The sequence below is a fragment of the Kocuria sp. CCUG 69068 genome (assembly GCF_020833785.1).
Classification (GTDB): domain Bacteria; phylum Actinomycetota; class Actinomycetes; order Actinomycetales; family Micrococcaceae; genus Kocuria; species Kocuria rosea.
In genome coordinates this window covers 1-12,830 of record NZ_PDDL01000037.1, presented here as the reverse complement: position 1 = coordinate 12,830, position 12,830 = coordinate 1, and the positions used below count along the sequence as shown (strand labels likewise).

Below are 12,830 nucleotides of genomic sequence, written 5' to 3'. Positions count from 1 at the left end.
CGCTCGCCGTCACCCGCCCCCGGGGCGGTGACGCACAATGGACGGGTGCCCGCTCCAGAAGAGACCCTGCTCCCCGCCGCCGCCCGCTCCGACTTCGGCTTCGCGGTGGAGCACCGGCTCGCCGAGACCGCCACGATCGCCGGCGGGCGCCTCGAGGCCAACGGCGGCCCGTTCCTGGGCCGCACCGGGACCATCACCACCCCGCACGGGACGATCCGCACCCCCGCGTTCGTCCCCGTCGGCACCGCCGCCACCGTCAAGGCGGTGCTGCCCGAGTCCATGGCGGAGCTCGGCGCGCAGGCCCTGCTCGCCAACGCCTACCACCTCTACCTCCAGCCCGGCGCGGACGTCCTGGACGCCGCGGGCGGGCTCGGAGCGTTCATGAACTGGTCCGGCCCCACCTTCACGGACTCCGGGGGCTTCCAGGTCATGTCCCTGGGCTCGGGGTTCCGGAAGGTCATCGACATGTCCACGGTCGCGGCCTCGGCGGCGGGGGACGACGACGTCGCGACCGGCAAGGAGCGCATGGCGCGGGTCGACGACGACGGGGTCACGTTCACGTCCTACATCAACGGGGACGTCCACCGCTTCACCCCGGAGATCTCCATGCAGGTGCAGCACCGGCTGGGCGCGGACATCATGTTCGCGTTCGACGAGCTGACCACGCTGCACAACTCCCGCGGCTACCAGGAGACGTCCCTCGAGCGGACCCGCCGGTGGGCGCTGCGGTGCGTCGCCGAGCACGCCCGGCTCACCGAGGAGCGCGCCGACCGGCCCTACCAGGCCCTGTTCGGCGTGATCCAGGGCGCCCAGTACGAGGACCTGCGCCGGAAGGCGTGCCGGGACCTGGGCGCGATGGACTTCGACGGGTTCGGCATCGGCGGGGCCCTCGAGAAGGAGAACCTCGGCACGATCGTGCGCTGGTGCAACGAGGAGCTGCCCGAGGACCGGCCACGGCACCTGCTGGGGATCTCGGAGCCGGACGACATCTTCACGGCTCTCGAGAACGGCGCGGACACCTTCGACTGCGTCTCCCCCACCCGGGTGGCCCGCACCGGGGCCGTGTACGCCCCGGACGGCCGCTTCACCGTCAGCAACGCCCGCTTCCGCACGGACCTCGCCCCGATCGACAGCGGCTGCGACTGCTACACGTGCGCCCACTACACCCGGGCGTACCTGCACCACCTGTTCAAGGCCAAGGAGCGCCTGTCCGCGACGCTCACGTCGATCCACAACGAGCGGTTCGTCGTGCGCATGGTGGACGGCGCCCGCGAGGCCATGGCCGACGGGACGTACTTCGAGTACCGGGACGAGGTCCTGGGCCGCTACTACGCGGGACGTTCCTGAGCCGGCCCCTCCGCCTCGGGGTGCTCGTGGATCACGAGCACCGGGCACTTCGCGTGGGCGACGCACGCGGCGCTGACCGAGCCCAGCAGCAGCCCGCGGAACCCGCCGTGGCCCCGGCGCCCGACGACGAGCATCGTGGCGTCCTCGCTCTCGTGCACCAGGACCTTCGACGGGTGGCCGAACACCACGGAGGTGGTGAGCCCGGCCGGCACGTCGTCGCCGAAGGCCTCCCGCACCGCCTTGTCCACCTGCTTCTGGGTGACCTCGTCGAAGTTGTCGCTGCCCAGCGGGACGTACCCGGCGTACTCGGGCGGGTAGTCCCACGCCCCGACCGCCCTGATGCCCGCACCGAAGGACGGCGCGATCCGCGCCGCCCAGCGCAGCGCCTCGACGGACTGCTGGGAGCCGTCGACCCCGACGACGATCGCTGCTGCGGTTCCGTTGCTCATGCCGAATCCTTTGCTCACGTGATCACGCTGACGTGATCAGTATCACAGAGCCCGCGGCGCCGCGCGCACGATCGCGGGAGCATGTTGTGGGGACACGGCGGACGAGTCCCTCCGGTCCCGGGCGGGACGGGCGGCGCCTCAGCCGGCGGGCCCGGCCCCCTGCGCCTGCCCGGAGTCCTCCGCCCGTCCGGCATCGACCGTCTCGTCGGGGAGGACGAGCACCGGGCACGGGGCGTGGGCGACGCACGCGGAGCTCGTCGACCCCATCAGCAGCCCTTTGAAGCCGCCGTGGCCCCGGCGTCCCACGACCAGCAGCTCGGCCCCCTCGCAGTGGCGCATCAGCACCTTGGACGGGTGGCCGAACTCCACCACGGTGCTGAGCCCGGCCGGCACGTCCGCCCCGAACGCCTCCTGGACGGCCCGCTCCACCCGCTCCCGGGCGAGCTCGTCGAACCGGTCGTCCTTGAAGTGGACGAAGCCGACGTACTCGGGCGGGTTCTCCCACGCCCCCACCACCTTGACGGTCGCCCCGTACGCGGGCGCGAGACGCGCGCCCCAGCGCAGCGCCTCCACGGACTGGGGGGATCCATCGACCCCGACGACGACGACTGCTTCCGCTGCGTTCTCCATGACCGGTCCTCCGATGCGGTGACGAGGGTGCTGTGCGGCCAGTATTCCAGAGCCCGGCGGGCCTCGCTCAGAGGTGCGAGAGGATGACCGAGCTCCTCGTGTGGTTGATGCCCTTCCACTCCCTGATCCGGACCATGACGTCCTCCAGGTGGGTGGTGTTCTCGGCCCGGATGAGGAAGATGCCGTCCGCCTCGCCGGTCACCGTGTAGGCCGCGGTCACCTCGGCGATCTCGGCGGCCATGGTGCGCATCATCGACGGCGAGAGCCCGCCGTCGCAGTGCAGCTCCACGAACGCCTGGATGTTCCACCCCATGACCGACGGGTCGAGCTCCGCCGTGAAGCGCTTGATGGCCCCGGTCTGCTGCAGGACGTCGACCCGCCGCTTCACCGCGGGGGCCGACAGACCCACCTTCTGGCCGATGGCCGCGTAGCTCTCCCGGCTGTCCTGGACCAAGGACGCAACGATCTGCTGGTCAATCTCGTCAAGACGCAACAATTCACCTCTCTGGTGAGGGTTCTCACATTGATTGGTTCACTATCGGCCCGTTAGACTTCAGATGTCAACCGAGGCGCCGCTGCTCGCCGGACCACCCGGCCGCACGCCCTCGGACCCCAGGACCTCCCCGCACCACCCACAGAAAGTTGCCTGCTGCCATGGCTCTCCTCCTCGTCTTCGGCCTCCCCGCCCTCCTCTTCACCGCCATCGGCCGGGCTGCGGCACCGTCCCGCGCCACCTCGGTGGGCGGCGCCCTCCGCAGCGCCGGCAGCGACCTGGCCCGCGGCCTGCGCGTGTGCGCCATGACCGCCCCCCAGTTCCTGGCCGGCGGGACCCGCGCCGGCCGTTGACCCCGCGCCGGCGGCGTCAACGGTGACGCCGCCCCGGCACCGCCTGCGGCCCGGCCCCCTCGCGACGAGACGTCCTCGCGCGGAGGCCGGGCCGCTGCGTGTTAATTCTTTGTTGCCACGGCAAGATGGCTCTTTCGGCGACAAGCGTGTCTGTTGCCAACGGGCTGTCCACAGGGTGTAGTGGTGAGATGCAGATCACGCAGGCGTTACCCATGACTACCGTCACCGACGACGTCGGGTGGCTCGCAGCGATCGACAACGCCATCAACAGTGCGTTCGCTCCGATCACCGAGGTCTTCTCGACCATCGTCTTCTACCCCATCACCATCGCGGGGGTGAGCTTCCCGTTCGTCGTGGCCTGGCTCATCGCGGCCGGCGTGATCTTCACGATCTACTTCGGGTTCATCCAGTTCCGCGGTCTGAAGGTCGCCGCCGACGTGGTGCGGGGCAAGTTCTCGACCAAGGACGACCCCGGCGAGGTGCCGCACTTCCAGGCCCTGACCTCCGCCCTGTCGGGGACCGTGGGGCTGGGCAACATCGCCGGCGTCGGCGCGGCCATGGCCCTCGGCGGCCCCGGCGCGACGTTCTGGATGATCTGCGCCGGCCTGCTCGGCATGGCGACCAAGTTCGCCGAGTGCACCCTGGGCGTGAAGTACCGCGAGGTCCACGAGGACGGCACGGTCAGCGGCGGGCCCTTCCGCTACCTGCCCATCGCCTTCAGCAAGTTCGGCCGCATCCCCGCCAAGATCCTCACCGGCGTCTTCGCCGTGGCGATCCTGTTCTTCGGCGCGGCCGGCGGCAACATGTTCCAGGCCAACCAGACCTTCGCCCAGGTGCAGAACGTCACCGGCGGCGCCGACGGCTTCCTCGGCAGCGCCGGGGCGGCCCTGATCTTCGGCATCGTCCTCGCCCTGTTCGTGGGCCTGGTCATCATCGGCGGCATCAAGTCGATCGGCGCCACCACCAGCCGGCTCGTGCCGGCCATGGGCGCCGTCTACGTCACCGCCTGCCTGATCGTCATCCTCGCCAACCTCGACCACGTGCCGGGCGCGATCGCCGCGATCATCGACGGCGCGTTCTCCCCCGAGGGCATGGCCGGCGGCGTCCTGGGCGTCATGATCGTGGGCTTCCAGCGTGCCGCGTTCTCCAACGAGGCCGGCCTGGGCTCCGCCGCGATCGCCCACTCCGCCGTCAAGACCCGCCGCCCCGTGAGCGAGGGTTTCGTGGCCCTGTTCGAGCCGCTCGTCGACACCGTGCTGATCTGCACCATGACGGCCCTGGCCATCATCATCGCCGGCGCGCCGAGCCTGCAGGCCGGCATGGACCAGGTGCAGGCCGGTGGGGGCGCCCCGGACGGCGTCATCCTCACCTCGGACGCCTTCGCGACGGTCATCCCCTGGTTCCCGATCGTGCTGGCCGTCGCGGTGGTCCTGTTCGCCTTCTCCACCCTGATCACCTGGTTCTACTACGGGCTCAAGGCGTGGGAGTACCTGTTCGGGCGCAGCCGGCTCAGCGACAACATCTTCCGCGGCATCTACCTGTTCTTCACGATCGCGGGCTGCGTCCTGACCTTCAGCGAGGTCATCAGCTTCGCGGACGCGGCGCTGTTCGTCTGCGGGTTCGTGAACCTGCTGGGCGTCTACCTGCTGCTGCCCGTCATCAAGCGGGACATGAAGGAGTACCTCGCCGACCGCAGGAGCGGCAAGCTCCACCTCCTCGGCAACGAGCCGACCGACGGGTCCACCGCGGTCCGGCCCCAGGTCTAGGCCCGGGGACCGCACGGCCGCACCGGCCGGTCACCCCGAACGGCGTCCGCCCGGTCCTCGCTCCGAGGACCGGGCGTCGCCGTGCCGTGGACCCGCGGCGCGGCCGAGCCTAGTCGGCGCTCCCCACGCCGTCGGCCTCGGGGGCGCGCTCGGACTCGCCGCGGGAGCGCCGCCAGGCGAGCACGCCCACGACCACCACGACCGCCCAGGAGGCGGCGACCGCCGCGAGGGCCGGCCACGACGGCCGGGACGTGAAGGCCCCCACGGCGGCGAAGCTCACCTGGCCCGGCATCCCGCCGAGCAGGGTGGCGCCGAGGTAGTCGCGCTGCGGGATGCGCACGAGGCCCGCACCGTAGCTGAGGGTCCAGTTGGGCAGGACGGGCCGGAGCACGAGCACCGTGAGGAAGCCCTTGCCGACGAGCTTGCGCTCCACCAGCTCGACCCGGTTGCCCGCGAGCCGGTACAGGGCGTCGCGGCCGAGGAACCGCGCGAGCCAGTACCCCAGCCAGGCTCCCGCCGTGGTGGCCAGGACGCCGACCACGCTGCCCTGGACCATGCCGAAGAGGAATCCCCCGGACACGGCCATGATCGTCACCGGGACCGGCGTGGCCGCCACGAGGACGAAGACCGCGGCGAAGACGACGGGCCCCCACGCGCCGAAGCCCTCGACGAAGACCCGGACCTGCTCCACGGTGGGCAGCTCGTGGCCGATGAGGTACCAGACCGCCACGGCCAGCAGCAGCAGGAGCGCACCGCCCTTGAGCGCGGTGACCCAGGCCGGCCGCGTGCCGGGCTCGCGGGGCCCCGGCTCCGGCGCGGGTTCGGTGCTCACGTGCGCCACTGTACCGACCGCCGCGCCCGGGGGCCGAGAGCGACCGGGGACAATGGGGGGGCATGGACGTCACCGATCTGGACCCCGCGGAGGTCTTCTCCGTCTCCCACGCCCTCGCGCACCCCCCGGCCGCGGTCTTCGCCGCCTTCACGGAGCCGGACCGGCTCGCCGCCTGGTTCGGTCCGCCGGGCTGGAGCGTGCCCCGGGAGTCGGTGCTGCTCGAGGTCAGGCCCGGGGGCCGGCAGCGCTTCCGCATGGTCCACGACACCGACCCCGCCCAGGTGGCACCGGTGCACGGCACCTATCTGCGGGTCGAGCGGGACGCCCTGCTCGAGGGCCGCGAGGCGCTGCCCGGACCGGACGGCCGGCCCACCGCCGGCCACGTGCTGACGCGCACCGAGTTCGTCCCCACCCAGGAGGGGGGCACCCTGCTGGTGCTCACGCAGGGGCCGCTGCCCCCCGCGGTGCACCCCGGGGCGGCCGCGGCGTGGCGCGGCTCCTTCGCCCGGCTCGAGACCCTGCTGGCCGCGGGGTGAGCCGGGGCGCCGGTCCCCCGCCGGGCTCGGATAGTCTGCCCGCATGACCCAGGACGCCGGCACCCGCACCACCGCTCTGACCCGGCGGCTGACCGCCCCCAACCCGGGCCCCATGACCCTGGACGGCACCAACTCGTGGCTGGTCGGGGCGCCGGGGCAGCAGGACGTCGTCGTCGTCGACCCGGGGCCGGCCGACCGCGGGCACCTCGCCGCCCTGGCCGTGGCGGGGCGGACCGTCCTGACGCTGATCACGCACCGCCACGCGGACCACACCGAGGCCGTCGACGACTTCCACGGGCTCACCGGCGCGCCCGTGCGCGCCGTCCTGCCGCAGTTCTGCCGCGACGCCGGACCGCTGCTCGACCGCGAGACGATCGAGGCCGCCGGGTGCCGCATCCGGGTGCTGCACACCCCCGGGCACACCTCCGACTCCGTGAGCTTCCACCTGCCCGACGACACCCCGGTCGCGGGCGCGGCCACCGCCGCCGCGGGGCGCACCTCGGGCTCGGTGCTCACGGGCGACACGGTCCTGGGGCGGGGGACCACGATGCTCGACCACCCGGACGGGAGCCTGGGCGACTACCTGCGCTCCCTGCAGCGCCTGGCGGTGCTGGGCGACGCCCTGGTCCTCCCGGCGCACGGGGACGTACGGGAGGACGTGGAGGCGGTGTGCGAGGAGCTGCTCGAGCACCGGATGGAGCGTCTCGGCGAGGTCCGGGAGGCCCTACGGGCCCTGGGCCGCGCCGCGACGCTCGAGGCCATCACGGCGCGGATCTACGCCGACGTCCCGGAGCACGTGCTGCCCGCCGCCCGGAGCTCGGTGGGCGCGCAGCTGGCCTATCTCGGCTTCTGAGCCGTGCCGGCGGCGCCCGGCCGGCCGGGGTCCGTCCCCGGCCGGCGGCGGCGCCGGAGCCCGCGGTAGAGGAAGAACAGCAGGACGGCGACGGCGGCCAGCAGCACGAGGACGAGCAGCGGCAGGAGGACGGCCACGAGGGACAGCGTGAGCGCGGAGACGTCCTCCACGGTCGAGACCACGGGCGCCGCGGCCCCGGCGCTCAGGGTGTTGACGGCCGGCCGCGAGACCGTCTTGGTCACGTGCACCACCAGGGCGATCACCACCCCGGTGGCCACGGGGATCCAGGCGTGCGAGGAGAGGAACGCCTCCGGGTCCGTGACGGTCGCCGTCTGCCCGCCGAGGTCGATCCCGGCGATCTGGGCGGTGGCCGAGGAGCCGAAGACGATGCCCCCGGCGGTCGGGCGCACGAAGGTCTGCAGCAGGTCGTTGAAGGAGTCCACGACCGGGACCTTGTCCGCCACCACCTCCACGGCCAGCAGCACGGCCAGGACCGTCAGGACCCACCCGTTCGACAGCCAGGCGAAGCCCGGGCCGAGGTCGACGACCTCGGTCCAGCGGTCCAGCAGGCCCAGCACCACGAGCGGGATGTAGGCGTTCAGTCCCGCCGAGGCCGCGAGTCCGGTGCCCGTGAGGAGATCCATGCGCTCATCGTAGGCCCGTGCACCGCCCCGGCCGGGCGGGGCGCCCGGGCCCGTCAGCGCTGGGGCGCGAGGGCCGCCCCCGGGACGGCGGTCTCGCCGTAGGTCGGCTCCCGGCGCTTGAGCCAGCCGATCACGGCGTAGGTCACCGGCATGACCAGCACCTCGACCAGGACCTTGTACACGTAGCCCACCACCACGTAGTTGAGGAAGTCGGCCGCGGTGGTGATGCCGATGACCGGGGCCGCGACGGTGCAGAAGATCACGGTGTCCACGAGCTCGCCCACGAGCGTCGAGCCGATGAGCCGGGCCCACAGGTGCTTCTCCCGCGTGCGCGCCTTGATCCGGACCATCACGAACGCGTTCAGCAGCTGCCCCGCGAGATAGCCCAGCAGGGAGCCGGCCACGATGAGCGGGACGGGGCCGAGCACGGACTCGAAGGCCGCCTGGCCCTCGTAGAACTCCGCCGGGGGCAGAGCGATGACCAGCCAGAACACGACCGAGGAGAACAGTCCCGCGGCGAAGGACGTGACGATGGCGCGGCGCGCGGCCCGGAAGCCGTAGACCTCCGCCACGACGTCGCCCAGGACGTAGGCGAGGGGGAAGAGGAAGAAGCCTCCGTCGGTGATGACGGGGCCGAACGCGACGCCCTTGGTCGCGGCGACGTTGGAGAGCACCAGGACCACGCAGTACGCCGCGACCACCAGGTCGAAGTACGTGCGGGGACGGCGGGCGAACCCGGCGGGGGCAGGAGCGGAGGAGGACACGGTCGGTCACCAATCTGTCGTGACGCGGCGCCGGCCCGCGCGGGGCGGACGCCGAGGGTCGATCTGTGCGGTGTGCTGGACGGACCCGGGGCGCCCGCCTGCCACCCGGGAGCCCCTTTCCGGCCGCCGCGGGCCCCTGCGGGGACCGCGTGCCGGCCGGAGACCGTCCGACAGTCTAGCCCCGGCGGTTGGCCCCGGCACCGCGCGGGGGCGCAGAATGGCTCCCATGACCGACACCAGCACCGTTCCCACGCCCGCCGCGGCGGGCCCCGCCGACCAGCCGTCCGTCGCCCTGACGATCGCCGGCTCCGAGGCCACCGGCGGCGCCGGCGCGCAGGCGGACCTCAAGACCTTCCAGGAGCTCGGGGTCTTCGGCTCCCTCGCGCTGACCTGCATCGTGTCCTTCGACCCGTCCGCCGACTGGGGCCACCGCCTGTTCCCCGTGCCGCAGGACGTCCTGCGCGAGCAGCTCGAGGCGATCACGGCCGCCCACGCGCTCGACGCCGTGAAGATCGGCATGCTGGGCAGCCCCGAGACCATCGCCACCACCGCCGAGGTGCTCACCGCGCTGGCCCCGCGTCACCTCGTCCTGGACCCGGTCCTCATCTGCAAGGGCCAGGAGCCCGGCGCGGCCCTGGACACGGACGAGGCGCTGAAGGCGAAGATCCTGCCGCTGGCCACGTTCGTGACCCCGAACCACTTCGAGTCCCTCTCCCTGGCCGGCATGGACGAGATCAGCACGGTCGAGGACCTCGAGGAGGCCGCCCGGCGGATCCACGAGACGTCCGGCGCCGTGGTCCTCGCCAAGGGCGGGGTCCGCCTCGCGGGCCCCGACGCCGTCGACGTCTTCTACGACGGGACCACCCTCGAGGTGCTCTCCGAGCCCAAGGTCGGCGAGGTCCCGGTGGCCGGGGCCGGCTGCACGCTGGCCGCCGCGGTCGCCGCGGAGCTGGCGAAGGGGGCCGCGCCCCTCGAGGCGGCCCGCACCGCGAAGGCCTTCGTCTCCGCCGGCATCCGGCGCCGGATCAACTCGCGCGCCCCGTTCGACTCCCTCTGGCAGGGCGGCTCGGCCGCCGAACGGTGAGCGGGCGGCGGGCCCGGCCGCCGGATCGGCACCCGGGCCCGCCGTGCCTCACCCCGCCCGTGCTGGGGGTTTCCTGGACGTTTCCCCAGACTGTCTGCGCGAAGGAGTCCGAACGCGGGAAACGGTGGTGTCATAGTCAGACACACCGTCACCAAGGCCCAGAAAAGTGTGCATAATTTGGTGACACGGACAGATAAGGTGTCATCATGCCTCGTATTTCTGCGGCCACCAACGCCGCGCAGCGGGAGAACACCAAACGAGCGATCCTCGACTCCTTCGGCCAGCTGCTCTACCAGCAGGGCCTCACCGGTCTGACCATGACGCACGTGGCCAAGAACGCCGGCGTGGGCCGCACCGCGGTCTACAACTACTTCGCGGACATGGGCGAGCTCCTCGTGGCCTACGCCCTGGACGAGACCGAGCGGTTCATGACCGACCTGCGCCGCGACCTCGAGGGCGTCGCCAACCCGGTCGACCGGCTCGCCGTCTACATCCGCGCCCAGATCGAGGACCTCACCCGGCGCCACCTGCCCCCGGGCCCCACCATGCGCACCGTCCTCTCCCCGGAGGACTACCAGAAGCTGGGCGAGCACGTGGGCGAGCTGCAGGGCCTGCTGGCCGCGATCCTGCGGGACGCGATCGGCCGGGCCTACCTGCCGGAGGGCGACATCTCGGAGCTCGCCGCCCTGGTCCACGGGTCCCTGACCGCCGCGGCGGACCGCGGCCAGAACTCCGACCAGGACCGGGCGGCGCGGGAGCAGCACATCCGCTCCACCGTCCGCTTCATCCAGCAGGGCCTGGGGGCGCAGTTCGACGCCGGGGGCCACCCCGTGCCGCTCGCGTCCGAGCGGCCACCCCTCAGCGCGGCGTCCTGACCGCGCCCCGCTCGCTCCCCGCCCGCGTGCCCGGCGCCGGGGCGAGCTCCAGCACGCGCGCGTGCAGCACGGTGCGGTGGTGCAGCGCGGTGCGCAGGGCCCGGTGCAGCCCGTCCTCCAGGTAGAGGTCGCCTCCCCACCGCACCACGTGCGGGAAGAGGTCGCCGTAGAAGGTGGAGTCCGCGTCCAGCAGGGTCGCCAGGTCCAGGGTGGTCTTCGTGGTGACCAGCTCGTCCAGCCGGACCTGCCGCGGCGCGATGCCGGACCAGTCGGTCGGCGTGACGAGGCCGTGGTCCGGGTACGGGCGGGAGTCGCCCACGGCCTTGAAGATCATGCGTTCATCCTAGGGGCGGGCCCCGCAGGAGGCACCTGCGGGGCCCGCCGGCCGGCGCGTGCCCGGGGTCAGCCGCGGGTCACGGTGACGGCCCGGGTGGTGGCGTTCCACTCGATCCGCCCACCGGTGTAGTTCTGGGCCGCGCCGCCCGGGGTGCTGTACTCGTCGGTGGTCGGATAGCCCAGGCCCCGCTCGTGGCCCAGCGCCGCCCACTTCCGGCCGATGGCCCCGTACTCCTTGACCGCCCTCGATCCGGTGCGCGCGGACCACAGGATCTTGGTCCGCTTCCCGGACGCGTCGAAGAGCTGGTAGGCGCCGCCGTCGGCGGCACGCTGCTCGTCGGTCCGCGGCGGGCCGTAGCTGCCCGCGTAGCCGCCGGCCGCGAACTTCCGGCCGATGGACCCGCCGTAGTCGACCACCCGGGTCCCGGTGGTCACGGACCAGTAGAGGGCCTTGTCCCGTCCGTCGGCGCCGGCGAAGCGCTGGTAGACGGAGCCGTGCCCGGAGGCGTACTCCGCGCTGACCGGGGTGGCCCACGCGGTGCCGCCCAGCGCCGCCCACGTGCGCCCGATCGCACCGGTGAGCTGGTAGCCGTCGACCACGTCGTTGCCCGTCGGCGCGACGGTCTCGGGCTTCGGGGCGGCTCCGGCGTAGAGGCGGTCGACGTCGTCGCCGACCAGGTCGGCCAGGTCGTAGTTGGTGTGGTGCAGCCCGGGCATCACCACGCGGTCGGCCTTCGTGAACCCGGCCTTCTGGTACGCGGCGGCGCCCTTGCCGGCCGCTTCCAGCGCGGACCAGGTGGACGGCTGGGTGGCGCCGTAGCTGTCGAGGGAGCCGACGTACCAGGTCGGGTCCGTGGCCCGGAGCGCGGCGTCGGGAGTGCTCTCGAGCCTGCCGTTGTAGACGCCGCCGCCGCCGATGAGGGTCGACCCGCCGCCGCGGATCCAGCCGGCCCGGTCGGAGAGCACCTCGGTGGAGATGAACTCGGCGCCGCCGGAGTACCCGGCCAGGTGGATGCGGGTCGCGTCGACGCGCTGCTCGGCGACGACCTTGGCCGCCAGGGCGCGGAACCAGTCCCCGACCGCCTCGCTGTTGGAGGTCCAGGACCGGTTGGCCGGGGCGACCGGCACCACGAGGATCATGTTCCGGGCCGCGGCCCGGGCGGCCATGCTCTTGAGCATCGACGTGGTGGGGCGCTGGGCGTAGTACTGTCCGTCGCCGTCGAAGTAGAAGACCACGCCCACGGTCTTCGAGCGGTCCACCCCGGCGTCGTAGAGGTGGTACTGCGAGGAGATGCCGGCGGCGGTGTGGACCGTGTTGGTCGTCGAGGCGTGGGCCGGGGCGGCCGCGCCGGCCATCGTCCCGGCGAGCATCGCGCCGGCCAGCAGAGCGGCGGGCAGAGCGGTCGAGGGCATGGGGAATGAAGGCAGCTTCATGAGGACCTCTTGGGGGGAGAGAGGACGGGGGGCGCGCAGCCGGGGGGCAGCTGCGAGTGCGGCGGAACAGCCCGTTCCGCCACATCAGCAGGGTATTGCATTAGTGAACGCAGGGGACGGAACGACGTAAAGTTACGGTGTGCTCCTGTCCCGCCCGCTTCCCCCCGGAGAGACCGCCCCCATGACCCTTCGCCCCCTGGCGCTGGCCGCCCTGCTCCTGCTCGCCCCCGTGCCGGGAGCGGCCCACGCCGCCGAGACCGCACCGCCCCCCGCGCCGGGCGCGGACTCCCCCGCCGCAGTCCCGCCCCCCGCGCCCCCGTCCGACGCGGGCTCCTTGCGTGCGGCGGTGCCGGTGCCGAGCGCGCGGGTCAGGTCCGGCCGCAGTGCTGGGCCGGCTGGTGGATCCCGGATCCTCGACCGTCGGCCGGTCCCGT

Annotated in this window: 15 protein-coding genes and 1 pseudogene; 8 read left to right on the top strand and 8 right to left on the bottom strand. The window is 72.9% G+C overall.

The features are described from left to right. Positions 1-45 precede the first annotated feature (45 nt). Positions 46-1,347, top strand: coding sequence for a tRNA guanosine(34) transglycosylase Tgt (tgt, locus tag CRM73_RS09145; protein ID WP_229587453.1), 1,302 nt, complete (start codon positions 46-48; stop codon positions 1,345-1,347). Here the strand turns inward: tgt and CRM73_RS09140 are convergent. From CRM73_RS09140 to CRM73_RS09130, 3 genes are all read right to left on the bottom strand, one after another. Beyond that, positions 1,329-1,796, bottom strand: a complete 468-nt coding sequence (locus CRM73_RS09140) for a universal stress protein (protein WP_095651285.1) — start codon at positions 1,794-1,796, stop codon at positions 1,329-1,331. The genes tgt and CRM73_RS09140 overlap by 19 nt on opposite strands. Positions 1,797-1,934: 138 nt before the next feature. Then, positions 1,935-2,426, bottom strand: coding sequence for a universal stress protein (locus CRM73_RS09135; RefSeq protein WP_095651286.1), 492 nt, complete (start codon positions 2,424-2,426; stop codon positions 1,935-1,937). Positions 2,427-2,493: 67 nt separating this feature from the next. After that, positions 2,494-2,919 (bottom strand): Lrp/AsnC family transcriptional regulator, encoded by a 426-nt coding sequence (locus CRM73_RS09130; protein WP_035927806.1) that lies wholly within the window; start codon positions 2,917-2,919, stop codon positions 2,494-2,496. A gap of 161 nt (positions 2,920-3,080) precedes the next feature. Between CRM73_RS09130 and CRM73_RS09125 the strand changes: the two genes are divergently transcribed. Beyond that, positions 3,081-3,272, top strand: a complete 192-nt coding sequence (locus tag CRM73_RS09125; RefSeq protein WP_017833895.1) for a hypothetical protein — start codon at positions 3,081-3,083, stop codon at positions 3,270-3,272. A gap of 212 nt (positions 3,273-3,484) precedes the next feature. Beyond that, positions 3,485-5,038, top strand: a complete 1,554-nt coding sequence (locus tag CRM73_RS09120; RefSeq protein ID WP_229587451.1) for an alanine/glycine:cation symporter family protein — start codon at positions 3,485-3,487, stop codon at positions 5,036-5,038. Between the two features lie 109 nt (positions 5,039-5,147). Here the strand turns inward: CRM73_RS09120 and CRM73_RS09115 are convergent, their stop codons facing one another. Further along, positions 5,148-5,870, bottom strand: a complete 723-nt coding sequence (locus CRM73_RS09115) for a VTT domain-containing protein (RefSeq protein ID WP_229587449.1) — start codon at positions 5,868-5,870, stop codon at positions 5,148-5,150. A gap of 62 nt (positions 5,871-5,932) precedes the next feature. On the opposite strand from CRM73_RS09115, the gene CRM73_RS09110 reads away from it, so the two are divergent. Beyond that, positions 5,933-6,406: an SRPBCC domain-containing protein gene (locus tag CRM73_RS09110; protein WP_167508851.1), complete on the top strand. Its 474-nt coding sequence runs from the start codon at positions 5,933-5,935 to the stop codon at positions 6,404-6,406. 43 nt (positions 6,407-6,449) lie between these two features. After that, entirely contained in the window at positions 6,450-7,259 is an 810-nt protein-coding gene (locus tag CRM73_RS09105) for an MBL fold metallo-hydrolase (RefSeq protein ID WP_229587447.1), read from the top strand. Here CRM73_RS09105 and CRM73_RS09100 read toward each other — a convergent pair. Beyond that, positions 7,244-7,903, bottom strand: a complete 660-nt coding sequence (locus CRM73_RS09100) for a DUF4126 domain-containing protein (protein WP_017833890.1) — start codon at positions 7,901-7,903, stop codon at positions 7,244-7,246. The genes CRM73_RS09105 and CRM73_RS09100 overlap by 16 nt on opposite strands. A 53-nt stretch (positions 7,904-7,956) precedes the next feature. Next, entirely contained in the window at positions 7,957-8,667 is a 711-nt protein-coding gene (locus tag CRM73_RS09095) for a queuosine precursor transporter (protein WP_109221741.1), read from the bottom strand. Between the two features lie 226 nt (positions 8,668-8,893). Between CRM73_RS09095 and CRM73_RS09090 the strand changes: the two genes are divergently transcribed. Together CRM73_RS09090 and CRM73_RS09085 are read left to right on the top strand one after the other, a co-directional pair. Then, a complete protein-coding gene (locus CRM73_RS09090) occupies positions 8,894-9,751 on the top strand; it encodes a hydroxymethylpyrimidine/phosphomethylpyrimidine kinase (RefSeq protein ID WP_229587445.1) in 858 nt (285 codons plus the stop codon). Between the two features lie 206 nt (positions 9,752-9,957). After that, positions 9,958-10,626, top strand: a complete 669-nt coding sequence (locus CRM73_RS09085) for a TetR/AcrR family transcriptional regulator (protein ID WP_017833887.1) — start codon at positions 9,958-9,960, stop codon at positions 10,624-10,626. Here the strand turns inward: CRM73_RS09085 and CRM73_RS09080 are convergent. After that, positions 10,610-10,960 (bottom strand): type II toxin-antitoxin system VapB family antitoxin, encoded by a 351-nt coding sequence (locus CRM73_RS09080; RefSeq protein ID WP_017833886.1) that lies wholly within the window; start codon positions 10,958-10,960, stop codon positions 10,610-10,612. The genes CRM73_RS09085 and CRM73_RS09080 overlap by 17 nt on opposite strands. A 68-nt stretch (positions 10,961-11,028) precedes the next feature. Further along, positions 11,029-12,396: a hypothetical protein gene (locus tag CRM73_RS09075; RefSeq protein WP_229587443.1), complete on the bottom strand. Its 1,368-nt coding sequence runs from the start codon at positions 12,394-12,396 to the stop codon at positions 11,029-11,031. Positions 12,397-12,577: 181 nt separating this feature from the next. On the opposite strand from CRM73_RS09075, the pseudogene CRM73_RS09070 reads away from it, so the two are divergent. Further along, positions 12,578-12,830: pseudogene (locus CRM73_RS09070) on the top strand (hypothetical protein); the annotation flags it as partial.

Bases quoted from the DNA above. Each gene is read 5' to 3' on its own strand.
- CRM73_RS09140 (WP_095651285.1), bottom strand. From the start codon at position 1,796: ATGAGCAACGGAACCGCAGCAGCGATCGTCGTCGGGGTCGACGGCTCC.
- CRM73_RS09135 (WP_095651286.1), bottom strand. From the start codon at position 2,426: ATGGAGAACGCAGCGGAAGCAGTCGTCGTCGTCGGGGTCGATGGATCC.
- CRM73_RS09125 (WP_017833895.1), top strand. From the start codon at position 3,081: ATGGCTCTCCTCCTCGTCTTCGGCCTCCCCGCCCTCCTCTTCACCGCC.
- CRM73_RS09120 (WP_229587451.1), top strand. From the start codon at position 3,485: ATGACTACCGTCACCGACGACGTCGGGTGGCTCGCAGCGATCGACAAC.
- CRM73_RS09110 (WP_167508851.1), top strand. From the start codon at position 5,933: ATGGACGTCACCGATCTGGACCCCGCGGAGGTCTTCTCCGTCTCCCAC.
- CRM73_RS09105 (WP_229587447.1), top strand. From the start codon at position 6,450: ATGACCCAGGACGCCGGCACCCGCACCACCGCTCTGACCCGGCGGCTG.
- CRM73_RS09100 (WP_017833890.1), bottom strand. From the start codon at position 7,903: ATGGATCTCCTCACGGGCACCGGACTCGCGGCCTCGGCGGGACTGAAC.
- CRM73_RS09090 (WP_229587445.1), top strand. From the start codon at position 8,894: ATGACCGACACCAGCACCGTTCCCACGCCCGCCGCGGCGGGCCCCGCC.
- CRM73_RS09085 (WP_017833887.1), top strand. From the start codon at position 9,958: ATGCCTCGTATTTCTGCGGCCACCAACGCCGCGCAGCGGGAGAACACC.
- CRM73_RS09080 (WP_017833886.1), bottom strand. From the start codon at position 10,960: ATGATCTTCAAGGCCGTGGGCGACTCCCGCCCGTACCCGGACCACGGC.
- CRM73_RS09075 (WP_229587443.1), bottom strand. From the start codon at position 12,396: ATGAAGCTGCCTTCATTCCCCATGCCCTCGACCGCTCTGCCCGCCGCT.